We start from the raw sequence: 23,984 nt of genomic DNA on the forward strand, positions 1-23,984 counted from the left end.
ATTATAAACCGTTTTTAAAATCTTTCTCAGACCGAAGGGTGATAAGCAAATAACGCTGGCGATCCGCCAGTATGCACAAACAGCAACGGGCCTTCGCGGCGGAAGCGGTTTTGTGCAATGCCATCAATTAATCCTGCCATCGCTTTGCCGGTGTAAACCGGATCGAGCATTATGCCTTCGAGGCGCGCCAGCAGCTTAACCGCCGCCATACCCTCTTCGTTCGGCTCGCCGTAACGCGGCGCGAAGTAGTCATCCCACAGGGTAATCGGCGCTTTCGCCTGCACGGCTAACTGCTCGGCCAGTGCGCTACGTATGCGCTCAACCACCGGCAGCTGCGCCTCAGCGCTGCGCGATACGGTCACGCCCACCAGTTCGGTATCGGGTAACAGCTGCTCCAAACCAATGGCCAGCCCGGCATGCGTTCCGGCGCTGCCGGATGCGACTATTACCGCGGCGAAATCCACCACGCCTTCGCTCTGATGGGCGATCTCTTGCGCGCATTCCACATAGCCAAGCGCGCCGAGCGCATTGGAGCCGCCAACCGGCACAATATAAGGACGGAATCCCTGCGCCTCGAGGCGTTCGGCCTGTTCTGCCAGCTGTTGATGAGGATTGTGCAGCGCGTCGACCAAAACAATTTCCACATCCATCAAATCGAGCAGCAGGCGGTTGCCGTTACTGAGATAGTTTTCGGCAGTGGTACCAATTGGATTCTCCAGCAGCGCCACGCACTTGAGGCCGAGCTTAGCGGCGACGGCCGCCGTTTGCCGCACATGATTGGATTGAATGGCCCCCGCCGTCAGCAGCACATCGGCGCCTTCGCGCAGCGCATCGGCCGCCAGGAATTCGAGCTTACGCAGCTTGTTGCCGCCCAGCGCCACCGGCGTAAAGTCATCGCGCTTGATGAAGATATCGCGACCCAGATAATCAGAAAGCCGGGGCAAATGCTCAAGCGGCGTAGGCGCACCGAGTAATTCAAGACGGGGGAACTGGTGCAGAAGATGTAAGGACAATGCAGCCTCCAGGCAATGTGCAATTATCCATACAGTGTTGCAGAAGATGAGAAAAGTCGCACCCGGAAATCATCGTGCGTGCCCTTGTTGCTGTCATGCTCGACAACAACAAGGGGCGGATCGCCATCAGCCCTGCTGCCAGCCTAAAAACTGGTCATATTTACGCAGTGCAATGCGGTAATTGTTGTTACCCGCATCGGGCAGATCGTTCTCCAGACATTCATGCCAGCTATTACCGCGCAAACGATCTGCCGGGAAGTTTTTCGCCTTCAGCATGTCATCAAGCCGACGCAAACGGACCACATACTCACGTATGGTACTGTGGCTCATCTCGGTCTGCTCGAACAGGTATTGCTTAAACGCCATAATGTCGAAGTAATTCGGATGGGTGTTACAAAAAATATCGCTACAGAAACGACACAAGGCGGTCAATTCTGGCTGGAGTTTCATCCACACCTGATCGTCAATCATTTGGTCCATGCGTGCGATGGCCTCTTTATTGATGATCTGGCCGCGAAAGACTAACGCCATACGGTCTAAAACTTTGCCACAGTGTGAACAATTGCTTTGGCTGTGCTTATAGTCTTTAAGATAGCGACTTAAAGGTCTGGCTTTAACTTTGGCTCCCATTGCTGAGTCCCCGGTTTTATTGTTTTTTTCGAACGCCAGGAACTGAGTCTGTTAGCGCGCCCCCGATAATCGGGCACGCAGGCGTTTGATCGCCTGACTGTGCAGTTGACTGACGCGGGATTCTCCCACTTCCAGCACCGCGCCAATCTCCTTCAGGTTCAGTTCTTCCTGGTAGTACAGTGTGAGCACGAGTTTTTCACGTTCAGGCAACGCCTCAATCGCTTCAATTACGCGGTCACGTAGGTTTCCTTCCATTAACTGATGAAGCGGGTTGGCTTCCTCGTGCCCCTCCGTCACCAGCTCCGCACTGTCGCCGTGTTCTTCCCGATACTCGTCGTAGGAGAAGAGTTGGCTGTTGTTGGTATCGAGCAGAATCTGCCGATACTCCTCCAGCGAAACATTCAGTCGCTCAGCCACTTCCTGCTCGGTAGCCGAGCGCCCCAACGCTTGTTCTACCTGATGCATGGCACCGGCTACTTCGCGCGCATTTCTGCGCACGCTGCGTGGCGCCCAGTCGCGACTGCGCAGCTCATCCAGCATTGCACCCCGGATACGCTGCACGGCGTAGGTGGTAAAGGCGGTGCCCTGTAGCGCGTCGTAGCGCTCCACGGCATTCAATAAGCCAATGCCACCGGCCTGCAGCAGATCGTCAAGCTCAACGCTGGCTGGCAAACGTACCTGCAAGCGCAACGCTTCATGCCGCACCAGAGGAACGTAGCGCTGCCAGAGCGAATGCTTATCCATCACGCCATCGGCGGTATAGAGATCGTTCACGTTGACTACCCTGCGTTAATAAAGTTATCGGCATGATTATCCAATTCTGTAGGGGTTTTGATTGGCAGAATAGGCGGGCAAAAGCGAGGTTATTTCAAATTTGTTATGGATGGCGGTGAATCGCTCCGCCATCCGCGCAAGCCTTAGCGCATGTTACGCAGCCGCTGCCGCGTGCCCGGCGGCACCGCGTCCCATAATGCGCAAACCTTGCCCTCAAGTGCCTGATAAAAAGGGGTAATGAACGCTTCAGTTTCCAGCGCTGGATTAAACAACACCTGCCCGGTTTCCGCGTTGATGCTTATCATTTTGTTGATAAATAGCCGCTGCAGGTCACTGCGCAGGAACAATCCGTTGTCGGCGCTGTTGTCCGCGAGAAAACCCTCTTCGTTCTCTTGCGTATCAATATGGCAGGCTTCTACCCACGGCCAGCTGTGCCGCTCAGTCAGGCGCGTACCGGTAATGATGCAGGCGCCGTAACGCGCTTTGACCGCCGAGGTGAACTCCGCCTGGCTGGCGCGCTGGAACACTTTAGCCTTCACGCGTCGCCCCACTTCGGTGCCGGGCATCACGCCGCTCGGCACTTTCTGCTGTGGCGTACTCAGCACCACCACGAACTGAATTTTGCGCGACAGCGGAAAACACGGGTGTGCTTGCGCATCAAACAGCTGCCAATACTCCTCTTCTTCGGTTTGGCGCATCAGCACCAGCTTATAGCCGCGGCTATTGAGCAGGTTTTGCGCCGCTGCGGAGTTGGGATCGAGCATGGCAAACACCTGGGTTTCGCCCACCACCTTCCAGCGCCCCTCCTTACGGCTTTCTTCGTTACGCCGGAAGTAGAGAAACGCCTGCTGACTTTTCAAATAGTGTTCGAAGCGACGCAGATAATTTTTGCGCTCGTTATCGTCTGAGACGAACAGCAGATCCTCCATCGGACTGTTAATCTCTTCCTGCGCGAACACCGCGCGAATCACCAAATTGCGAAAACTGGTCGACGGGCTCAGCAAGCCGCGCGCGGTAAGTTCTTTCTCGTCTGGATGCTGCTGCGTGTAGCGCAGGGCAATCTCTTCGAAGGTCAGTAGCTCACCCGGTAACAAGTCATAATTGAAGCGCATAGACACCCCAGAAACGGAAAAAATGTGGCGAAAAAATGGAAATGATTCTGAGGGGGATTATCGGCAGAAGTGAGGCGGACTGTAACACAATGGTTACTTTTCTAAGGTTGCAAGCGTTAAAGCACCAGCGGCTCCATCGTGCCGCTCGCCATAAATGGCGTAATGCTCGTCAGTTAAGCGTGAATCGGTCACCATGAATGGTGACCCTAAGTGGATATCGCCGGGTTTTCGTCGGGTGCGCATTCATGCGCACCTGGAATAAAAGCGCGATGTTTAACGCCCCTGGTTCAAGCATTACTTCAATAAATAAACCAGCGAAAGATCATCATTCACTTTGGTATGTTCGATCTCTTGCAGGAATGCGGCGGTTGAGATTTGATCGTGCTTGGTTACCGCATGGAAGCTGTAGAGGATATTGATCATGTCGTTTTCATCAATCTTGCCGGTCAAATCTGCACTGGCTGCCATCAGCGACTTAATCAGGAACCATTCCGCCACCAGCAGGTAAAGATTCGCCAGCGGCGTGATGGTGCGATCGGCGGGAAAACCATCGGTGTAGATGCGGTACTTTAAATAATTACTCATGATATGCGGATGCGCGGAGAGCCATGGCATTACCTTCTCATGCCACGCGCAACGTAATCTCTGCATCGGCTGCAGCATATCGTTTTGTTTCAAGCCTTCACTCTGAATATAAGCCAGCCGATGAGCATAATGATTCAGCGCGCCCCAACCGCGAGAAGTGGGTCGCGCGCCCAGATAGCCCTGTAAGCGCACCAGTAATGACCACTGTAGCTGATGGTCAGGCTCAATTTCATTGATGCTATTTTTAATATCACCACGCTGAAGAGAGGCAATGATATCGTAATAATACGCTTCTAATTTTTCATATTTCTCTGCGTCATCATCGAGTTTTTCCAGATAAAGGAACAGTAGCGCAATGCCATATAATCCCTCTTCAACCTCTGTTCCACTGCTATTGATGATGGTGGAGCACATCAAATTAATCAGCTGCGCGCCCTGATCCAGGCTATCCGTATTATAGCCATGAGGCTTCACGATTTTGCTTTCATTAAAGAGCATGGCTTCTGGTCCCGAAAGCAGCTGACGTACGGCTTCCGGACAGGATAAGGTCAGGCTCTTCTGAATATGGTATTTGAAGATGTTCTCGGCGCGCGGATAGATGGCGCAGGTAGGGCTTAATGCTGCAGCCCCCATGCTACTGTGGATGCTACACAGGCGATTTTCATCCATAAACGCGCAGCTCTTATTATCACTGACGTTAATCAAGCCCCACTTTTTATAACTTTTTTTGGTGGTGATAATATTTTCTGCCGCAATAGCACGAATCGTGGCATCCCGGGTTTTCAAATAGCGATTAACGGTAGGTTTATCCAGATCGATATTCCATCCTTTGCAGCAGTGGTCGCGGCACGCTCCACCCGAGCATTTAAACTGCGTAAAAAAAACGGGTTCGACGATGGAAATCTCTTTCATAACCAATCCTGCTGAAATTCAGACAATCTGAAAATTAAAATGGCGGCTAGCATAGCAATATTCAGGCGTATTCAATTTTGTCAAAAGCTGACAAGGCTATTGGCTATCCTGACAATAAAAAACCCCGCCAAAGCGGGGTTTCACACAGAACAGCGGTTTGCACTGTTTTTCACGTCGTTCGTTATGCCGCCTTTAACTGTTGCAGGCGCTTTTCACGGCGAATTTTACGCTCTTCGAATACGGCTACCAGCGCCATCAGGGCGATACAGCCGATTGCGGCCGCATCAAGCGCGGCAAAGGTTCCGGCCCAACCGGTCAAACCAAAAATTGGCGTGCCATCGGCGATCATCCCTAAGCCTAGCTTTGCGAAGCTATCACCAATCAGGTAAGCAAAGGTGCCTTTGATGCCATCGGCAGCGCCAATGGCTTTTTTCGGCACGAAGCCGACGGCGGCAACGCCAATAAGCAGCTGCGGACCAAACACCAGGAAACCAAGGGCAAACAGCGAAGCCAGATAGACGTACTGATTGCTGGCATGTTGATAAATACCGAGTGTGGCAATAATCAACGCCAACGCCACGCACGCCACCAGCGCACGACGGCCATTCGCCAGATCCGATAACCAGCCCCACAGCAGCGTGCCGACCAACGCCCCCACTTCAAACAGCGTGAAGCCCTGAATCGCCACCTCTTTCGACAGTTTTAACTCCTGATAGGCATATACCGTCGACCACTGATCGATACCAATACGCACCACATACAGGAAGATGTTGGCGAAACACAGCAGCCAAATCACTTTGTTCTTCAGCACGTACTCGACAAAAATCTGCCATTTGGTCATGGCCTGATCTTCGGTTTCTTTATCCTCTTCGCTGATCTCTTCACCAAACAGCTCTTCGGCTTTACCGAGCCCATAAGATTCTGGTGAATCACTGCCATAGCGCAGACCGATAAAGCCCACCACCAAAGCGATGATGGAGGGGAAAACGAACATGCCGACAACGTGGCCATCAAACAGGTAGTTAGCACCAAACAGCGCCACGCCCGCAGCCCCTGCACCGCCCAGATTATGCGAAATATTCCACATTCCCAGATAACTGCCGCGCTTACGGCGTGGCGTCCATTTGGTAATGGTGGAGTAGCTACACGAGCCGCCGGTACTTTGGAAAAAGCCGCTAAGGGCATAAAACGCAATCATCAGGAAAAGGCTGACCGAACCCGCGCCCATGCTGGCGCTGAAACCCAGCATGCAGATTGCCGAAAGGATCAGCATAAATGGCAGAAACTGCTTGGTATTTTTCCCATCGGCGTAATAGGAAACCAGCGTTTTACCCACGCCGTAGGTGATGGAGAAACCCAGCCCAATCATCCCCAGCTGGGTCATACTCAGACCGTAGGTGGTGATCATGTCGTTTTGCGCAATATTGAAGTTTTTGCGGATCAGATACATGGTCAGGTAGCCGATAAAGACCACCAGATAGGACTGCATAAAGGGTTTGAACCACATCTTGCGCCGCTCTTCGAGCGACAGATTCAGGGTCGGCTTGCGCACCTGATTTAAGAAAGCCAGCATGGAGTGCTCCTGATTAATGACCTGCGTAATGGCAGGCATTGTAAAAATCAGCAGCGGTTTCGGCCTGCGACAACCGCCCGGCAGAACCGGGAAAATTTCTTAGTTTTGGCGATGTGAACGTAAAAAGCGGGGATACATCACACTTCTTCGCGATGGCGTGGGGTTTGAGCATGCAAAAAAGGCAGCAGCAGCAAGGCCGAAATGCCCGCCGCACAGGCGATAACCGCGAAGAAACCGCTCCAGTGCCACACATCAATCACGCGCGCCAGCGGCCACCCGGAGAGCGACGCGCCCAGATAGGCAAAGAGGCCCACAAAGCCGGTCGCCGCACCCGCAGCGTCTTTGTGCGAGCACTCCGCCGCCGCCATGCCAATTAACATCTGTGGACCAAACACAAAAAAGCCGATGGTAAAGAAGCACGCCGCCTGCATCACATAGCTGGCAAACGGCATCAGCCAGAGCGATCCCACTGACAATAAAATCCCGGCGGCAAAGATCAGGTTCATTGGCCCACGATTGCCGTTAAATAATTTGTCCGATCCCCATCCCGCCACTAACGCACCGCCGAAGCCACCCAGCTCAAACATGGTAACCGCCGAGTTGGCCGTCACTAAATTAACGCCCAGCGTCTCAGACATGTAGAGATTGCCCCAGTCGTTGATAGCGGCACGCACCACGTAAACCAGCACGTAGCACAGCGATAGCAGCCAGATATAGGGATTCAGCAATACATATTTGGTGAGGATCGCTTTGTGGCTCAGCCCTGCGCCCTCCTGTTGCTGCGCGATCTCCAGCGCATCATGGCGCCAGTCGCCTACCGCAGGCAAACCCACCGTTTGCGGACGGTCACGCAGACGCCAGCAGAGAAAAATCCCGGCCACGATCGCCAATCCGCCGGCAATCATCATGCCCGCACGCCAGCCATAGTGCAGTGCGGCGGCACCGACAATCATCGGGATTAGCGCCCCACCGACGTTTTGCGCCGTATTCCACAGCGCCCACCAGCCGCCGCGCTCGGTGCGAGAAAACCAGCTGGTGAGCAGGCGCGCACAAACCGGCGATCCCCACCCCTGAAAAAAGGCATTCAGCACCCATAGCAGCGCGAACGCCCACAGCGAAGTGGAGAAGCCAAACAAGATGTTCACCACGCCGGTGGCGATCAGCCCCATTCCCATGAAGTAGCGCGCATTGGAGCGGTCGCTGACGATGCCGGAGAAAAACTTCGAGAGACCATAGGTGATGTAAAACAGCGTCGCTAACAGGCCGATATCGGTGCGCGTCATCACACCCGCTGCCAGAATTTCAGGCGATGCCGCGTTAAAACTCTTACGGGTGAAATAGAACAGCGCGTAGCCGAGCCAGATAGTGATCATAATATGGCGACGCCAGTAGCGATAACGTGCATCAATCGCCGCCTTATCCTGCAGCGGTGCAGCGCTGGCCGGCGCGTTGAGAAATCTGAATATCATCTTCTGTTGTTATCCATTGCGCAGCGGTAACGTGACGCTGACTCGCGTACCGTGGGTGCAGGAAATCCTCAGCGTGCCGCCCAAGGCCGAAACCCGTTCGCGCATCCCGGCGAGGCCAAAGCCTTGCTGCGGCGATCCCTGAGGCAATCCGCAGCCATCGTCTTCGATCACCAGCATGAGCCCTTCGTCCAGCAACGCGCCCTGCAGCGTCACCGCACGGGCGTTGGCATGTTTAACCACGTTATTGAGCCCTTCCTGGCAGACCCGAAACAGCGTGACGCGTTGCGCTTCGCTCAGTCGCCGTTCGTCAATGTGCCAGTCCAGATGACTAATAATGCCGTGCCCGTCCAGCTCCATTTCCCGCATCAGCGAGCGGATAGCCTGCTCCAGCGTGAGATCGTCCAACTGGCGTGGACGCAAGCGTCCTAGCAGGCGACGCACCGAATCATAAATGCCCAGCGACAGCTGTTCGATCAGCATGCCGCTCTGCTTTACGCCACTTTCCGGGCTGATACGCTGCATGATCCCGGCCTGAGTGCGAATGGCGGTGATGGTTTGACCGATATCATCGTGCAGCTCGCGCGCCACTTCGCGACGTACGCTCTCTTCGGTCTCGAGTAAGCGTTCCGTCAGGCGGCGATTGCGTGCCAACTCGGTTTGCAGCGACTGATTGAGTTCACGCAGCCGCTGGATCCCCGCGCCCAGCAGCAGCCCGGTGAGGCTTTGCGCCAGCAGTGAGAGCAGCAGATCAACCGCGTGATCGTGCCAGGTCTGGCTGGCGATCAGCGCAATCGCATTCATCAACGTGGCGATCAGTGCGCCCTGCCAGCCGTAATGCCACGCCAGCGCGATAATCGGCAGCGCCAGGCAGAACGGCGTGAAGCGTGATAATTCATCGGGAAGCCCCAACTGCAACCACAAGCTGACGATAAACAGCAGCACATAACCAAACAGATGACGCACGCGCCAGTTAACCGGCTGTCCGACCAGCGAAGGGCCGAGCGGCTGCCAGCGCGTGCTGGTGAGATAGTGCCAGATAACCAAACAGGTCGGCGCAATAGTCAGCGCGCCAGTCAGCGTGAGCAGCACGACGTTCAGCGCCGCTGGCTGCGCGATCCACGGCAATGCCTGCAGCAGCGCTGCGCACACCATCGCACCGCCCTGCCACAGCAGCGTGTGCCAGTCGCGCTGATGGCGATAGCGGGAGATCAACGCCACCGGCAGTAGCGTCAATAGGCTACCGAGCATCAGCATTGGAAGATGCGCCAGCGCCACTTCGCGGGAGAGCCAATACAGCTGCAACCACTCCGCAGCCAGCAGCACCGGCCAGTAGGCGCGTGGGCACTGCAACATCAACCCCAGACGCAAACCAAACGGAAACAACAATACCGCCAGTTCGGGACGATCGGCCAGGTGCAGGCTGATACTCCACAGGCAAAACCAAGCGGCGGAGAAGATACAAAAACTGGCGATGACGGCAATCAGCCGCGAAAAAAGTGGCTGCATTACCAGCCATCAAACATGCGGCGCGCCAGCTCAACATCATTACTGACGTCAAGTTTTTCCAGCAAATTGGCGCGGTGAACGTGAACGGTTTTTGGCGACAGGCCCAGTTCGGCGGCGATCTCTTTCACCGCCAATCCTTGCGCCAGTTTCTCGGCCACCTGACGCTCACGCTTAGTGAGCGGATCCTGACGGGCGGAGGCAAGTTTCAGGGCGATATCAGGCGTTAAATAGCAGCCCCCTTTAGCCACGGTATGCACCGCGGCGATCAGCTCATCGGGGCTGCAGCGCTTAGAGAGAAAGCCGCGCGCGCCGGCATTGAGCGCCTGCTCCACCAGCGCCGGACTGTCATGCACCGACAGCATGATGGTCGCCATGCCTTTTGGCAGCTGGCTTAACAGCTCCAGCCCGGAGATATCCGGCATCGAGATATCGCAGATGCACACCTGCACGCCGCGCCCCGGCAGCTGATTGAGGGCTTCGCGCCCGGAACCGCATTCGGCGACAACCTGAAAATCTGGCTCCAGCCCGAGCAACTGAGCAAAACCAGAACGGACAATCATGTGATCGTCGATGAGCGCAATGGTGGTCATGGGGTTTCCTGGCGGCGAAAAAACGCGCTTACCTTAGCGATAAGCCGGGGAAGCTTCAAGCGGATTGCGTGGCGGGGTTAAGTTTGTGCAATGACGTATCGGTCGCCATAAATGGCGCCCCTACGCGGTTCTGTAGGGGCGCCATTTATGGTGACCGACTTGTATCACTTGCATTATTTACCGGCGAATTATGAGCAATTACCTGCATGTTCATAATATGCAGGTATAAAAAAACCCCGCCGAAGCGGGGTTTGATAAGCAAGGAACTTAGAGCGATTAGCCCTGCAGCAGAGACAGAACCTGCTGTGGAACCTGGTTAGCTTTCGCCAACACTGAGTTACCCGCCTGCTGGATGATCTGTGCTTTAGACATGTTTGAAACTTCAGTTGCGTAGTCAGCATCCTGAATACGAGACTGTGCTTCAGACAGGTTAGTGGTGGTGTTGTTCAGGTTGGTGATAGCAGAATCCAGACGGTTCTGCACCGCACCCAGGCTTGAACGGAATTTGTCTACAGACGCGATAGCTTTGTCCAGCAGAGCCAATGGGTCTGAAGTCGCTGAACCCGTGTGAGCATTGGCGTTTGCAGCATCCGCGATATCACCAATGTTGCTAGCAACACCAGTGGTACCACCAGCACTACCGTCAACAATTGCACCTGCAGCAGTATTGTAGTCTTTACCTTGAACAGTGACATAACCCTGCGCAGCGCCAGTTGAGTCTGCACCCACTTTCACGAACTGGCCAGACATAGTACCAGCGGTCACACCGTTAGCTGAGTCAGTATATGAAACATCAGTAGTGTTAAGTGACACCGCACCGGTGGCGTCGTCAACAGATACTGCATAATTGTCGCTACCAGATGAAACAACGTAGGTGGCTGTTGCTGCACCCGCTGAAGTCTGGACGTTTTTCAGTGACAGTGAGCTTGCATCTACTTTCAGTGCAGTAGCTACTGATGACAAATCAACATCTTTTAGTGAACCGCTAGCGCCAACCTGCGTGATTGCATCGCTGGTTTTCAGTGCGTTTGGAGACACGCTGAAACCGCTCAGACCCAGAGTAGAAGAGTCAATCTTCTGCAGGTTAATATCGATAGTCTGGCCATCGTTAGCGCCAACCTGGATAGACATTTTGCCGTCTTTAGCCAGTACGTTCACGCCGTTGAACTGAGTCTGACCAGAAACACGGTCAATTTCGGACAGACGTGATTTGATTTCGTCCTGGATTGAAGACAGGTCAGAATCAGAGTTGGTGCCGTTCTGTGCCTGTACGGTCAGTTCACGTACACGCTGCAAGTTGTTGTTGATTTCTGACAGTGCGCCTTCAGTAGTCTGCGCAGCAGAGATACCGTCGTTAGCGTTACGCGCTGCCTGAGTCAGGCCGTTGATGTTAGAGGTGAAGCGGTTAGCAATCGCCTGGCCCGCTGCGTCATCTTTAGCGCTGTTAATACGAAGACCAGAAGACAGACGCTCGATAGAGGTAGACAGAGCAGACTGGTTCTTGTTGATGTTGTTCTGAGTGATCAGCGAGAGGCTGTTGGTATTAATGACTTGGGCCATGATAATTTTCCTGTTAATCAAGTCTTTCGGTTAAGGTGTGGGCTTCAACCCGCCGGCTTCAGCGCCGTCAAAGTTGTTATCGTCTGCCCTTAAACAACCTTTAGATTTTTTTTAGTACCAGGTGAAAATTTTTCCCTTCAACCTGTCACGCTTATCTTTATCGCCCTCGCCGCTCACTTCTTTAGAGATTTGATGATTTTTTCTAGCGCCAGAAATACCCTTCTCTATATACGCTATTCACTTCATCACCGATTGAGAATTAATTTTAAACTTTGAATATTCAAAGCCGATAACCCGGGTATTCAAACTCCGTGTCGACCACTTAAAGGAAACAACATGGCAAGTATCTCTACGCTGGGTATCGGTTCTGGCCTCGATTTAAGTAGCATTCTTGATAGCCTGACCACTGCTGAGAAAGCGTCATTAACGCCTATCTCTAATCAGCAGACGGCCTATACCGCCAAACTGAGCGCGTACGCCACGCTGAAAAGCTCGCTGTCGACTTTCCAGACCGCGAACACCGCGCTAAACAGTGCCGATCTGTTCAGCGCAACCTCAGCAAGTAGCAGCTCTAGCGCGTTTAGCGCCACCACCTCAGGTTCTGTGGTCGCGGGTAAATACACCATTAGCGTTTCCCAGCTGGCGCAGGCGCAAACCCTGACTTCAGCGGTGCAGACCAGCAACACCACGGCGCTGGGCGACTCATCTGCCAGCAGCCGTACCTTGTCGATTACCCTGAAAGATGGCACCAGCAAAGACATCGCCCTGACCAGTGACCAAACTTCACTGACCGGTATGCGTGATGCGATCAATAGTGCTGATGCCGGTGTTAGCGCCACTATTATTAAGGTGGGCGATGGCAGCTACCGTTTATCGCTGACCTCCAGCGAAACCGGCAGCGATAATGCCGTCAGCAAGATTGCCGTAACCGGTGATGTCACGCTGCAAGGTATTGTTGGCTACGACGCATCCGGCAGCAGCAATGCAATGACCGAAAGCGTGACCGCGCAGAACGCTAAGCTGACGGTAAATAATGTCGAGATTGAAAACAGCAGCAACACCATTAGTGATGCGCTGGAAGGGATCACCCTCAATCTTAACGACACCACCAGCGGCAATCAGACGCTGACCATCACCAAAGACACCTCAAAAGCGGAAAGCGCGATTAAGACGTGGGTCGATGCTTATAATACCCTGCTCGATCAGTTCAGCACCCTGACCAAATACACTGCTGTTGATGTCGGCGCAGACGCGCAAGACACCAGCAACGGCGCGCTGTTAGGTGATAGCACCCTGCGCACTATTCAGACCCAGCTGAAAAGTATGCTGACCAATGCGCAGAGTTCTTCCACCTATAAAACCCTGGCGCAGATCGGTATCACCACCGACCCAACCACCGGTTCTTTGGAACTGGATTCGGACAAGCTGGAAACTGCACTGAGTAGCGATGCGGCTGGCGTGAAAGAGATGATTGTCGGTGATGGTAAAACTACGGGTATCACCACCACTATTGCCACCAATCTAACCGGTTGGCTATCCAGCACCGGAATTGTACAGGCCGCCACTGATGGCGTCAGTAAGACGCTCAACAACCTGACCGATCAGTACAACACCATGAGCGCACGTATCGATAACATGGTGGCTCGATATAAAACCCAATTTACACAGCTTGATGTATTGATGAGCTCGTTAAACCAGACCAGTAGCTATCTGACACAGCAGTTTGAGTCATCAAGCAGCTCAAGTTCTAGCAGCTCATCCTAGTAAGGAGTGACCATGTACAGCGCTACAGGCACACAAGCCTACGCAAAAATTGGTGTCGAAAGCTCAGTGATGAGCGCCAACCAGCAGCAACTGATTACGCTGCTGTTCGACGGTGCGATCAGCGCCTTAGTGCGCGCGCGCCTGTTTATGCAGGACAACAATATCCAGGGAAAAGGTAACTCGATTTCCAAGGCCATTAACATCATCGAAGGCGGACTGAAACAGGGCCTCGATGAGCAATCAGGCGATGACCTGACCGATAACCTGTTAGGCCTTTACGCCTATATGGTTCGCCGTCTGGTCCAGGCCAATCTGCGTAACGATGTGGAAGCCCTCGAAGAAGTTGAAGGCCTTTTGCGGAATATCGCTGATGCCTGGAAAGAAGTCGTACAACCTCAAAACCTTCAGGACGCCGTTTAATGAATATTGCACCGCCACTGATCACCGTTTACCAACAGTTACTCGATCTCAGCCATGGAATGCTGCGTTTGGCAGCAGAAGGCGAATGGGATGATTTGATTAGCAAGGAAGTGGATTATGTCAGTGCGGTGCAAAGACTGGCGCAAACAACCGAAGCCGCCGCACCGTCGCGTCAGCTGCAAGAGCAGCTGCGTCCGGTGTTACGCCACATCCTTGATAATGAGAGCGAAGTTAAACGTCTGCTGCAACTGCGCATGGACGAGTTGACACAGCTAGTGGGGCAATCGTCGATGCAGAAATCGGTGATGAGCGCGTATGGTAAGCAAGGCAGCGTGTATTTGCCGCAGGGTTGATTGGTTGCGATGTACTGCATGAAAAAAGGGTGAGAAGGTTATCTTCTCACCCTTTTTTTTCTGATTTCCAGGTCAACCTAAATGGTGACCTGAGGATTATTGTGCCGGCTTAGAAGACACCGAAACCGGGCGCATAATCTCTGGCTCGATATCCTGAATCACCGCTTCTTGCGGCCGCTTTGCCACTTCTTCCAGCGCCTGCTGGCACTCAACGGTTGGGCGATCCACCTTACGCAGACGCAAACCATCGTAACGCAGCTCACCGTTCTCCAGCACCAGCGGCATCACGCGCACCTGACGCGTCACGTTGACCCACTCATCGTCCAGACGCGTCAATTTACCCGGCTTGGCAATCACGCGCTGCCACTGTCGGCAATCCAGCGTATCGCCCTGCGCACCAATAATCAGGCTACCCATCGCCTGCTTGCTAATCAGCTTGCTCTGCGGGCCTGCGGTTTGCCAGTTGCCCTGCAGTTCCTGCGGTGCCGGGGTTTTCACGGCCTCTTCATAGTTGCTGATTTGCGCACAGCCACTCAGCGCCAGCGCAGCCAGTATCGTCCACTTTTTCATTCTCAGTCCCCAGACTCGCTTCAATGGCGGCTACGTTATAATTTTTCCAGTGAGTTACGCAAGATATCTACCGCCCCGCACGCGTTTTTCTCCACTCAGGCCGACACAAAAAACTCAAGCCGCTTATTAATGCGCCGATAACTCCTCCTGGAGTTAATGGATCTGCAAAAAATAATAATTACCTACTACATACTTATCTTCATTACGGAGAATACCGTTATGCGACTGACCCTTCGTGCGCGCTTAACCGCCATTGTCGGCCTGCTGTGCATTTTACTGATTGTGGCCGCCATCTGGGGAATCATTGGCCTGCGCGCCGCCGACCAACGGGCGCAAAACGCCTACCAGAACGAATTATTACCGCTGCAATACTCCTCGCGCCTGTACCGCATGGTGCAGGAGCAATCCTCTACGCTATTTGATGCGCTGCGCTACTGGACCGACAGCAGCGAAGTGGAAAAACGCCTGGCGCGCATCGCGCAATACGGCGAGCAGATCGGCAAAGATCGCCACACCTGGCAACAGCTGGCGTTTGATGCGCAAACCAGGCCGCTGAGTCAGCAGTTCATCACCCACCTCGACGGCTGGCAATCGGCGCTGAAAGACGCCGGCGAACTGCTGAAAAGCGGTAACCCTTCGGCGGCCTTAGTGGTGATTGAAACCCGCCTGCGCAGTGGTAGCCAGCTGCTCCAGCAGGATATTGATCGGCTGGATGCGCTGATGCGCCAGCATGCGGAACTCACCTACCAGCAAAGCAACAGCGATTACCAGCTGGCGCGTAACAGCCTGATAGTTATCCTGCTCGGTGGACTTAGCGTGGCGTTGGTCGCGGGCTGGCTGCTGATTCGCTCCATCAACCGTTCGATTGGCCAGGCGCGTGAGCTGGCCGAATCGATAGCCGCTGGGGAACTGAACCATGATATCGGCACCGTTTCGCGCGATGAGATGGGCGAACTGATGCAATCGTTACTGCGCATGGATGTGCGGCTGGCAGAGATTGTGCGTGAAGTGGGTGAAAGCGCCACGGCGCTCAGCGATGCGGCGCGCCAGATGGCCGACGGCAATGACGATCTCTCCGAACGTACCCATTCCCAGGCCAGTTCGCTGGAGCAGACCGCCGCTAGCATGGAGCAGATGACCGCCACGGTGAAGCATAACGCCGATAACGCGGCGCAGGCCAACGAGCTGGCGGCCGACGTACGCCATCAGGCGGAACGCGGCAGCAGCGTGCTGCAAGATGCGGTGAGCGCAATGGCGGAGATTGAATCCTCCAGCAAGCGTATCGCAGATATTAACCGCGTGATCGATGAGATCGCCTTCCAGACCAACCTACTGGCGCTGAATGCCGCCGTGGAAGCCGCGCGCGCGGGCGAACAGGGCCGTGGATTTGCCGTGGTGGCCGCCGAAGTGCGTCAGCTGGCGCAACGATCGGCGGGAGCAGCGCATGAGATCAAAGCCCTGATCGATGCCAGCGTGGGGAAAGTTGAGGCGGGGAGCGCGCTGGTACAGCGCTCTGGCGCGATGTTGAATGATATCAATCTCGGCGTGGCGCGGGTGGTGGATATCGTCGGTGAAATCGCTGTCGCCAGCCGCCAGCAATCCAGCGGTATCGAACAGGTGAATACCGCCGTGATCCAGATGGATGGCGCCACCCAGCAAAACGCCTCGCTGGTGCAGGAAGCCAGTGCCGCCAGCCAAACCGTCAGCGAACATGCTGGATTACTGGTGGAGAAGATGTCGTTCTTCCGCCTGCAACAGCGCTAAGGAGCCGCACTATGCGTAAACTTCTCGCCACGCTGCTGGCGTTGCCGCTGCTGAGCCACGCGGCCACCACGCTGAACATCGCCACCATCGCTAACGGCGATATGACGATAATGCAGCAGCTATCATCACGTTACGAACAGGAACATCCTGATATCAAACTGCAGTGGCACGTCATGGACGATGGCGCGCTGCGTCAGGCGGTGCTGTCGGCGATGAACAGCGGCCAGGCGCAGTTTGATGTCATCACCGTTGGCACCTATGAAGCGCCGCTCTGGGGTGAAAAAGGCTGGCTGGCGCCGCTGAATAGGTTGCCGGCAGACTATGACAGCGATGACCTGATTGCCCCGGTACGTAAAGCCCTGTCATGGCAGCAGACGCTGTATGCCCTGCCGTTTTACGGTGAAAGCAGCATGACCTACTACCGCAAAGACCTGTTTGCGGAGAAAGGCTTAACCATGCCTGACAATCCCGACTGGACCGATATTAAACGCTTCGCCGCCAAACTCACCGATGCACAGAAAGGCATTTATGGCCTGTGTCTGCGTGGTCAGCCGGGATGGGGAGATAACGTGGCGCTGCTCACCACCATGGCCAACGCCTACGGCGCGCAGTGGTTCGATGAGAACTGGCAACCCACGCTGAATTCCCCGGAGTGGCGTGAAGTGCTGGGTGATTATCTGCAAATGGTGAAGCAGGATGGGCCGCCAGACACGGTAAAGAACAGTTTCGGCCAGATACTGCGTCTGACGGCGCAGGGTAAGTGCGCGATGTGGATCGACAGTACGGTGGCCGCAGGTTTGCTGGTCAATCCGCAGATCTCACTGGTGGCGGATAAGCTGGCCTTTGCGCCGGCGCCTGGCGGTATTACGCGTAACGGCTCGAACTGGTTGTGGTCGTGGGCGCTGGCGGTACCGGCCAATACCCCGAATCGTGACGCGGCCATCGCCTTTATTAGTTGGGCAACCTCAAAACAGTACATCCAGCAGGTGGCTGATACCGTTGGCTGGGGCGCGGTGCCGCCGGGCAGTCGCAATTCAACCTATCAGCAAGCCCGCTATCAGCGTTTGGCGCCCTACGCCGCGCAGGTGCGTGCAGCCATTGATTCGGCTACCGTGGAGCAACCCACGCTCAATCCGGTGCCGTATCAGGGCGTGCAGTACGTGAGCATTCCAGGATTCGACCAGATGGGCAATGCGGTTGGGCAGAACATGGCGGATATGCTGAGCGGCAAGTTGACGCTGGATGAGACGCTCCAGAAGAATCAGCAGGACGTTACGCGCCTTTATCAGCAGCGGCATTGAGCGGGTTGTGGTCGCCATAAATGGCGACCCTACGGCCGACCCAGTGAGTTTTTTGTGCGATCGCCATAAATGGCGACCCTACGGCCAACCGGTGGGGATGTTGTAGGGTGCGCATTCATGCGCACCGACCAGCCTGACAACATCGCCCATGCACGTTACACTAGCGCGCAAGTTGATATGCAGGAACCGCGAATGAAAACCCCAGAAGAGTATTACGCTAAGGCACGCACCATGTTTTTCGCCGCCCATCCCGATTTCCAGGCCGCCCTGGATGAACTTACCGAGAGTGATGCGCAGCAGGCGAGCCTGTCATTAGCCGATTTACGCGCGTGGCATGCTGAACGCATTTACGCGGCGTTTTTACGTCAGAAGAAGCTGGACGGCATGCTTTTTTCTATTCAGCTGGCTGAGCCAGACAAAGCAGTGGCGGCGGATGCCATTGAAAAGTATCTAAAATCTCACGCGGAAGCGTTAGGCATGACGTGGGAAGCGTTCTGCATTAAAAACGAGCTTTAACCCCAACGTGATGAAAATGCATTAGGTAGATATCTCCAACCACACAAATCGATCAGGAAATAATTGTACAAGTCACTAAAACTTGTATAAGTTACTGCCTACGACATCAGTCGTAGATTGTCCTTGAACGAATGGTGCGGTTGCACCGCCTCTGGAAGTGTTGCTGGATTTCCACTTCCAGAGGTTATATTTTTTTACCCTTCTCGCTCTATCCCTTTGACTTCAATATAACTCGCCACTGCCAAAAGACGATTGACGTGCGTGAGCAGCAGATCAACATCCGACTGTAAAAACTCCTGCGACGCGCGTGATGCCGTAACAATTGCATCCTGCACCGTCTCGGAAATGGTGAGCGAATTATCCTCTTTTGCCTGAATCAGCAGTGCGGCAATCAGCAGTGACTGCGCCTCAACCTGCGCCACCAGCTCTTTTGCTTCCACATCCATTTTTGCCATTTTCAGCAAGATATCGATAACCAGTTGGCGCATCTTAACCCCCGTTAAAAATCTCAATCGACGAACAACCTGATGTGCTGGTACAAATTCGCCACCGTCTGCATGACGCAACAAAAAATGTCATGGTCGTGGCGTCACCGCTTGCCCCTGTTTTTATTTACAGTATTATGACGCACCCGATCCGCTGAATGGAACGCCCTGATGTTTGTGGAGCTGATTTACGATAAGCGCAATGTGGCCGGTTTACCGGGTGCACGCGAGATGATTTTGCAGGAGTTGGAAAAGCGTGTACAGCGCGTCTTTCCGGATATTGAGGTACGCGTCAAACCAATGGAGCGTAATGCGATTGATACCGATATGAGTAAGAACGACAAAGCAACGATTGCGCGGATTGTTGAAGAGATGTTCGATGAAGCGGAGATGTGGCTGGTGGCCGATTAGGCCACCAGAGCGATGCGAACTTAGCTTTCCTGCTCGGCATGGTTAACGGCGATTTCCAGGTCCTGAATCGCCTCATCAATATCATCCAGCAGCTTGCCTTGCTTGTTCAGCAACTTATCGAAACGTCCCGCATATTCGCTGTCTTTATACTCACCTGCATCAAAGGCCAGCCAGTGGGCAGAAAGCGTCTCCGTGTTGGTCTGCGCGTAGTGGCGCATCTCTTTAAGCTGGGAGGTGACATCACGTAAGTAGTCAGTTTTGGTTTTTACAGTTTCTGTATCACTCATGCTATCTTCCTTCTCGCTTAATAAGCCGGTTTAAATAACGCTTGAATGATTAAAGGTAGTGCAAAATATCGAAGTCGCCTTAGGAATAATCGGAACTCTCTAAACCTGTTAATAAACAGGGGACATCCCTGTCCCCCCGGGCGAGTAATTGTGCATTACAGATACTTCCTCGCCAGATCTATCAACTCATCTTTCGCGGCATCCCCCAATTTGATCACCCCCTGCTCTACAAAGCTGAAGGCCTGGGCAAAATCCTTCACGCCCTCCGTGACGTCCTGCCGCGCCTGACTGACCTCCTGCGCGGCGGCGGCCGGTACGGCTTCGGCTGCAGCGGGAGGAGAGACCTCCGTGGGGGTGGCGGGAACGGCCTCCGGTGCAGCGGCAGGAGCCGCCTCGGCAGCTACCGGGGTAACAGGAGCCGATGCGGCGGCGGGTGCCGCCTCAGTGGCCGCTGGCGCCGCAGCAACTGACGCCGGTGCCGCCGTGGCAATTTCATTGGCGAAGTCCTCGGCGGGCGACGACGTTTGCGCGCTTGCCGCCGAGGGGCTGGCTACAGTGGTGCTGGTTGGATCGATTACAGTTTGATCGCTCATCGTTTTCTCCTTCTGACTTAATAAAGACCACAGTCGGCCAAGACTGGCTGCGATCCGCTGGGTAATGCGCATAATGCCCTCCTTAACGCTTGGGTTGAGGCGGCGACGTGTCTCCTTCAGCCGGTTTACCCTTATTAGCGCGCGTGCTAACAGGATGGTTAGATAAATCGTCGAGCTTGTTTTGCAGCGTCACCAGCTGGTTGGTGAGTTCTGCCACGCGGGCTTCACGGCGTTCTGATATCGTCCGATATTGTTGGCGAATCTCCTCCACCCGCTGATTGGCACTGTTGCTAACGAACAAAAACAGCACCGTCATCGCGACGCACATCAGCGATAACATCAGCAGAAAGCCGCCGAGGAACAGTTGGCGCCGATGGTTTTTCACTACGTATTCACTGTTTATCTGCATCATCGCGACTCTCCTCCAGAGTGGTGATAAGTTGGTTGACCTGATGGCGGAACTTCTCACTGTGTTCGGCTTCTGTGGTGGCCAGCAAAATACTCAGCGCGTTTTTTATCAGCCGCAGATCGGTTTCCAGCGAAGAGATACGCCGCAGATTTTTGTCATGCCGAATGCGCAGCTCGTCATTTTCCTGCCGCATCAGTGCATGGCCCTCTTTGAGCAGCATCACCTGCTCTTTGTAGCTGGTGATGATCTCGCCGCCAGCGCGATTGCTGGTCACAATGGCGGCGATACCCGCCATTAATGGTTTCCAGAACACAGCTGCAGCGCCGCCGCCGAGAAGCAACGCACCTACGCTGGTGACCAAACTACTTTCCATGCTTCACCTCTCAACCCTGGCAAGGGTTGCGCCCCAAAAGCACGCTGACCACCCTTGCCAGCTTTGCGGTCAACGCCTGAATTTAAGTTTACTTTAATTTGTGAATTTAAGTATACTTAAGTTAATTCTTCAGGAGATGTCAAGATGATGAAAAAAGAATCTTCCGGTGAACGCATCCGGGCACGACGTAAAGCACTGCAACTGACCCAGCAAACCCTGGCGAAAGGGATCGGGGTGTCGCATGTCGCGGTATCGCAGTGGGAAAAGGAGGAAACCGTGCCGCGCGGTGAAAATTTGCTGCGCCTGGCGGAGTGGCTGCAATGCACGGCAGCGTGGATCATTGATGGCGATGGCGAGGTGTTTACCGCTGCGCCCAGGCGCGCGCCGGTGACCGCGGTGCCATTGATAAGTCTTGCGCAAGCGTCGGAGTGGTTGAGTGAAGCGCGCCTGCTGTTACAGCAGCAGGCTACACATTTTCTCTATCGGGAAGCAACGCTGAGCGATGCGGCGCTGGCGGTGACGGTGGAAGATCAGTCGATGCTGCCCGACTACCGGCCCGGGGACGCCTTAATCTTTGATCCACAGGTTGCGCCACAGCCTGGAGATGCGGTGCTGGCGTTAGTGGATGGCGTAGCAATGGTGCGTTTTTATCGCCTGCAAACCCAGCAGCATGACGAGAAAACGTTCGCGCTGCGCCCGGCTAATGACGATTTCCCGCACCTACACACAGCAACATCCAGGCTGGAAATTATTGGCACGCTAATGGAATTGCGGCGATACCGCAGCCGTTAACCGCTTCGGTTAACCTATTATTTTAAAAAAAGTTTACGCCAGGCGCGACAAGCTCTGGACAGACCCGGGCGGTTGCCTGTTAATGTAGCCACAAAATTAGAAATTAGCCGGACAATCGCCATGCTTACCACGATAATTTATCGCAGCCATTTGCACGATCACGTGCCGATCAAAACGCTCGAAGATATGGTTGCTAAAGCCAACAGTAAAAACAAAAACTTCGATGTCACCGGCATTTTGTTATTTGATGGCCTGCATTTTTTCCAGCTGCTGGAGGGACCACGCGACGCCGTACAGGGCATTTATCAGCGTATTTGCCAGGATGCGCGCCATCACAATCTTGTCGAGTTGATGCATGACTTCGCCCCAGAACGCCGTTTTGGCAAGGTGGGCATGGAGTTGTTTGATCTGCGCGAACATGACAAAGATACCGTGCTGCAAGCGGTGCTGGATAAAGGCACGTCCCGTTATCAGCTGACCTACAAAGATCGCGCGCTGCAGTTTTTGCGGACCTTCGTGGTTGCGCGCGATAAAGAGAACTATTTTGAAATTCCCCCGGCCAATACATGGGAATTTATTGCTGACGAAGCCGATGCTACCGAGCTCATCGATTTTGCTGATACCTTGCAGGATTGTCGTTTTGCGTTTCAACCAATTATCGATCCCTTTGCCCGGCGCGTAACCTCTTACGAAGCACTGATCCGCACCCCGACCGGCGGCTCCCCACAGGAGTATTTTTCCGCCTTCGGGGGCGAGGCCATTTACCATGCGGATATTCAGTCCAAAAGCCTGGCGTTTAAGCTGGCCTATCACTTGGGTATCGGCGATCACCGTTTGTCGGTAAATCTCTTGCCGATGTCGCTGGTGGCGGTGCCCAATGCAGTGGATTTCCTGCTGGAAGAGATTGAAGCGAGTGGATTAATTCCCCAGCAGATTATTGTGGAAGTGACCGAAAACGAGATCATTTCACGCTCCGATGAATTCGCTGCTGAAGTCAGAAAGCTTAAGGCGGCGGGTATCAGTCTGGCGCTGGATGATTTTGGTGCGGGCTTTGCCGGCTTGTCGCTGTTATCAAAATTCCAGCCGGACAAGATTAAAATCGATCGGGAAATTATTCGTGATGTCCATAAAAGCGGCCCCAAACAGGCCATTATGCACGCGATCATTAAGTGCTGCGCGTCACTGGAGATTGCGGTGATTGCCGAAGGCGTTGAGCAAGCAGAAGAGTGGATGTGGCTGGAAGCTGCGGGCATTAGCCAGTTCCAGGGTTTCCTGTTTGCCTATCCGCTGTTGAATGGATTCCCGTCCGTGGCGTGGCCGGAAATTAAATAACCTTGCGGTCGCCGTGAATGGCGACCTAAGCAAAACCGCCGCATTCCTGTATAAGGTGCGCATTGATGCGCACCAAAATAACCGCATTAATAATAAGCCACTTCGATATTGCCGTACTGCTTGTCCATCACCTTACCTGCCGCGTCCGCAGTAATGATGTCGCAGTAATAAGGGACATGATTTTTATATTTGCACAGGTTGCTGACGGTTTTTATTTGATCGTTACGCTTTACCGTGGTGACCACATCCGAGATTTTTTTCTTATCCGCGTCCCGGACTGCGGTGGCACGCGACATTTCTTTTCCAGCTTGGGTAATACTTAACACCGCCATTTCACCGGCATTATTATAAGCCAGATGAAAAGCCACGTCGGAGGCTGGCGATGAGAGTTGCTCAACCAAACCCTGTTTGTTATAGGCAATATCCACGCTAAGCGCTGGCGTAACCTTCTTCACCATGGCGCAGTTTTTATCCAGCGTCACCACAACGTCCTGACCATTCTCGCTGCCGATTAACCGATCGCCTTCGCGCGACACTTCAATCACCTCGCCCTCTTTGCCGACGGATTTAACATGCGCAAGGCAGCCGTCGCGATCGAAATCGACATTCACGTCAAAGATTTGCTGGCCATCGGCAGTGAACAACGTTTGATGGGTATTTTTTACCTTGCCCGGCAGGGCTTCGAATTGATAGAGATAGGCGTAGTTTTTCATTTGCGGGTAATACGTCGCTTCATCCTTGTCGCATCCCGACAGCAGGACAACAGCGATTAACAACAGCAGGCCATTCTTCACGTGAGAATCCTCTTCTCTAAATAATGCCGCGCGTAAGGCCGGGACCCCGGTTGCACACTGTAACAGCCCGCCCTTCCCGCCTGACACGACAACAAT

At 54.1% G+C, this 23,984-nt stretch carries 26 protein-coding genes; 9 read left to right on the top strand and 17 right to left on the bottom strand.

Going from position 1 to position 23,984, the window contains the following annotated elements:
• Nucleotides 1-26: 26 nt before the first annotated feature.
• The 10 genes from AC07WB_RS11350 to AC07WB_RS11395 form a co-directional block, all read right to left on the bottom strand.
• On the bottom strand, nt 27-1,013 hold the full coding sequence (locus tag AC07WB_RS11350; RefSeq protein WP_494940520.1) for a D-cysteine desulfhydrase: 987 nt from the start codon (nt 1,011-1,013) through the stop codon (nt 27-29).
• Nucleotides 1,014-1,139: 126 nt separating this feature from the next.
• A complete protein-coding gene (gene fliZ, locus AC07WB_RS11355; RefSeq protein ID WP_007891377.1) occupies nt 1,140-1,643 on the bottom strand; it encodes a flagella biosynthesis regulatory protein FliZ in 504 nt (167 codons plus the stop codon).
• A 51-nt stretch (nt 1,644-1,694) separates the two neighbouring features.
• Complete coding sequence (locus tag AC07WB_RS11360; protein ID WP_097096959.1) at nt 1,695-2,417, bottom strand: RNA polymerase sigma factor FliA; 723 nt, start codon at nt 2,415-2,417, stop codon at nt 1,695-1,697.
• Nucleotides 2,418-2,560: 143 nt separating this feature from the next.
• Nucleotides 2,561-3,529 carry an HNH endonuclease signature motif containing protein gene (locus AC07WB_RS11365; protein WP_097096958.1) on the bottom strand — a complete coding sequence of 323 codons (969 nt, stop codon included), beginning with the start codon at nt 3,527-3,529 and terminating at the stop codon, nt 2,561-2,563.
• 294 nt (nt 3,530-3,823) lie between these two features.
• A complete protein-coding gene (gene fliB, locus AC07WB_RS11370) occupies nt 3,824-5,026 on the bottom strand; it encodes a flagellin lysine-N-methylase (protein ID WP_097096957.1) in 1,203 nt (400 codons plus the stop codon).
• A gap of 181 nt (nt 5,027-5,207) precedes the next feature.
• Entirely contained in the window at nt 5,208-6,599 is a 1,392-nt protein-coding gene (gene uhpT, locus AC07WB_RS11375; RefSeq protein ID WP_097096956.1) for a hexose-6-phosphate:phosphate antiporter UhpT, read from the bottom strand.
• Between the two features lie 137 nt (nt 6,600-6,736).
• The gene (locus AC07WB_RS11380) at nt 6,737-8,065 is read right to left on the bottom strand and encodes an MFS transporter family glucose-6-phosphate receptor UhpC (RefSeq protein WP_141400272.1); all 1,329 of its coding nucleotides are present in this window, start codon (nt 8,063-8,065) and stop codon (nt 6,737-6,739) included.
• A gap of 12 nt (nt 8,066-8,077) precedes the next feature.
• Nucleotides 8,078-9,574, bottom strand: coding sequence for a signal transduction histidine-protein kinase/phosphatase UhpB (gene uhpB / locus AC07WB_RS11385; RefSeq protein ID WP_494940521.1), 1,497 nt, complete (start codon nt 9,572-9,574; stop codon nt 8,078-8,080).
• Entirely contained in the window at nt 9,574-10,164 is a 591-nt protein-coding gene (gene uhpA, locus AC07WB_RS11390) for a response regulator transcription factor UhpA (RefSeq protein WP_097096953.1), read from the bottom strand. Before uhpA ends, uhpB begins: the two co-directional genes overlap by 1 nt.
• 276 nt (nt 10,165-10,440) lie before the next feature.
• Nucleotides 10,441-11,724, bottom strand: coding sequence for a FliC/FljB family flagellin (locus tag AC07WB_RS11395; RefSeq protein ID WP_494940522.1), 1,284 nt, complete (start codon nt 11,722-11,724; stop codon nt 10,441-10,443).
• 336 nt (nt 11,725-12,060) lie between these two features.
• Between AC07WB_RS11395 and fliD the strand changes: the two genes are divergently transcribed.
• From fliD to fliT, 3 genes are read left to right on the top strand one after another with little or no spacing between them, the layout of a single operon-like run.
• Nucleotides 12,061-13,488 carry a flagellar filament capping protein FliD gene (gene fliD, locus AC07WB_RS11400; protein WP_494940523.1) on the top strand — a complete coding sequence of 476 codons (1,428 nt, stop codon included), beginning with the start codon at nt 12,061-12,063 and terminating at the stop codon, nt 13,486-13,488.
• A 12-nt stretch (nt 13,489-13,500) separates the two neighbouring features.
• A complete protein-coding gene (gene fliS / locus AC07WB_RS11405) occupies nt 13,501-13,908 on the top strand; it encodes a flagellar export chaperone FliS (RefSeq protein ID WP_097096950.1) in 408 nt (135 codons plus the stop codon).
• Nucleotides 13,908-14,261 (top strand): flagella biosynthesis regulatory protein FliT, encoded by a 354-nt coding sequence (fliT, locus tag AC07WB_RS11410; RefSeq protein WP_097096949.1) that lies wholly within the window; start codon nt 13,908-13,910, stop codon nt 14,259-14,261. Before fliS ends, fliT begins: the two co-directional genes overlap by 1 nt.
• A gap of 96 nt (nt 14,262-14,357) precedes the next feature.
• On the opposite strand, the gene yedD is transcribed toward fliT, so the two are convergent.
• A complete protein-coding gene (gene yedD / locus AC07WB_RS11415; RefSeq protein ID WP_097096948.1) occupies nt 14,358-14,831 on the bottom strand; it encodes a lipoprotein YedD in 474 nt (157 codons plus the stop codon).
• A 219-nt stretch (nt 14,832-15,050) separates the two neighbouring features.
• On the opposite strand from yedD, the gene AC07WB_RS11420 reads away from it, so the two are divergent.
• From AC07WB_RS11420 to AC07WB_RS11430, 3 genes are all read left to right on the top strand, one after another.
• The gene (locus AC07WB_RS11420) at nt 15,051-16,595 is read left to right on the top strand and encodes a methyl-accepting chemotaxis protein (protein ID WP_494940524.1); all 1,545 of its coding nucleotides are present in this window, start codon (nt 15,051-15,053) and stop codon (nt 16,593-16,595) included.
• A gap of 11 nt (nt 16,596-16,606) precedes the next feature.
• Nucleotides 16,607-17,896 carry an ABC transporter substrate-binding protein gene (locus tag AC07WB_RS11425; protein WP_494940525.1) on the top strand — a complete coding sequence of 430 codons (1,290 nt, stop codon included), beginning with the start codon at nt 16,607-16,609 and terminating at the stop codon, nt 17,894-17,896.
• A gap of 192 nt (nt 17,897-18,088) precedes the next feature.
• Entirely contained in the window at nt 18,089-18,412 is a 324-nt protein-coding gene (locus tag AC07WB_RS11430; RefSeq protein WP_494940526.1) for a DUF6388 family protein, read from the top strand.
• Between the two features lie 194 nt (nt 18,413-18,606).
• Here AC07WB_RS11430 and iraP read toward each other — a convergent pair whose 3' ends face one another.
• Nucleotides 18,607-18,900, bottom strand: coding sequence for an anti-adapter protein IraP (iraP, locus tag AC07WB_RS11435; protein WP_097096945.1), 294 nt, complete (start codon nt 18,898-18,900; stop codon nt 18,607-18,609).
• 168 nt (nt 18,901-19,068) lie between these two features.
• Here iraP and AC07WB_RS11440 point away from each other — a divergent pair, with 168 nt between their 5' ends.
• On the top strand, nt 19,069-19,308 hold the full coding sequence (locus AC07WB_RS11440; protein ID WP_007891408.1) for a DinI-like family protein: 240 nt from the start codon (nt 19,069-19,071) through the stop codon (nt 19,306-19,308).
• A gap of 20 nt (nt 19,309-19,328) precedes the next feature.
• Here the strand turns inward: AC07WB_RS11440 and AC07WB_RS11445 are convergent, their stop codons facing one another.
• From AC07WB_RS11445 to AC07WB_RS11460, 4 genes are all read right to left on the bottom strand, one after another.
• Entirely contained in the window at nt 19,329-19,595 is a 267-nt protein-coding gene (locus AC07WB_RS11445) for a hypothetical protein (protein ID WP_494940527.1), read from the bottom strand.
• 155 nt (nt 19,596-19,750) lie between these two features.
• Complete coding sequence (locus AC07WB_RS11450) at nt 19,751-20,260, bottom strand: hypothetical protein (RefSeq protein WP_494940528.1); 510 nt, start codon at nt 20,258-20,260, stop codon at nt 19,751-19,753.
• Between the two features lie 10 nt (nt 20,261-20,270).
• Entirely contained in the window at nt 20,271-20,600 is a 330-nt protein-coding gene (locus AC07WB_RS11455; protein ID WP_494940529.1) for a hypothetical protein, read from the bottom strand.
• A complete protein-coding gene (locus AC07WB_RS11460; protein WP_097096942.1) occupies nt 20,581-20,970 on the bottom strand; it encodes a hypothetical protein in 390 nt (129 codons plus the stop codon). The genes AC07WB_RS11455 and AC07WB_RS11460 overlap by 20 nt, the downstream gene beginning before the upstream one ends.
• A 144-nt stretch (nt 20,971-21,114) precedes the next feature.
• Between AC07WB_RS11460 and AC07WB_RS11465 the strand changes: the two genes are divergently transcribed.
• Together AC07WB_RS11465 and AC07WB_RS11470 are read left to right on the top strand one after the other, a co-directional pair.
• Nucleotides 21,115-21,762 carry a S24 family peptidase gene (locus tag AC07WB_RS11465; RefSeq protein ID WP_097096941.1) on the top strand — a complete coding sequence of 216 codons (648 nt, stop codon included), beginning with the start codon at nt 21,115-21,117 and terminating at the stop codon, nt 21,760-21,762.
• A 120-nt stretch (nt 21,763-21,882) separates the two neighbouring features.
• Nucleotides 21,883-23,094, top strand: a complete 1,212-nt coding sequence (locus tag AC07WB_RS11470) for a diguanylate phosphodiesterase (RefSeq protein ID WP_494940530.1) — start codon at nt 21,883-21,885, stop codon at nt 23,092-23,094.
• Nucleotides 23,095-23,180: 86 nt separating this feature from the next.
• Here AC07WB_RS11470 and AC07WB_RS11475 read toward each other — a convergent pair whose 3' ends face one another.
• On the bottom strand, nt 23,181-23,888 hold the full coding sequence (locus AC07WB_RS11475; protein ID WP_097096939.1) for a YnfC family lipoprotein: 708 nt from the start codon (nt 23,886-23,888) through the stop codon (nt 23,181-23,183).
• Nucleotides 23,889-23,984 lie beyond the last annotated feature (96 nt).

This window comes from Pantoea sp. GW821-FHT03E06, from assembly GCF_059420725.1.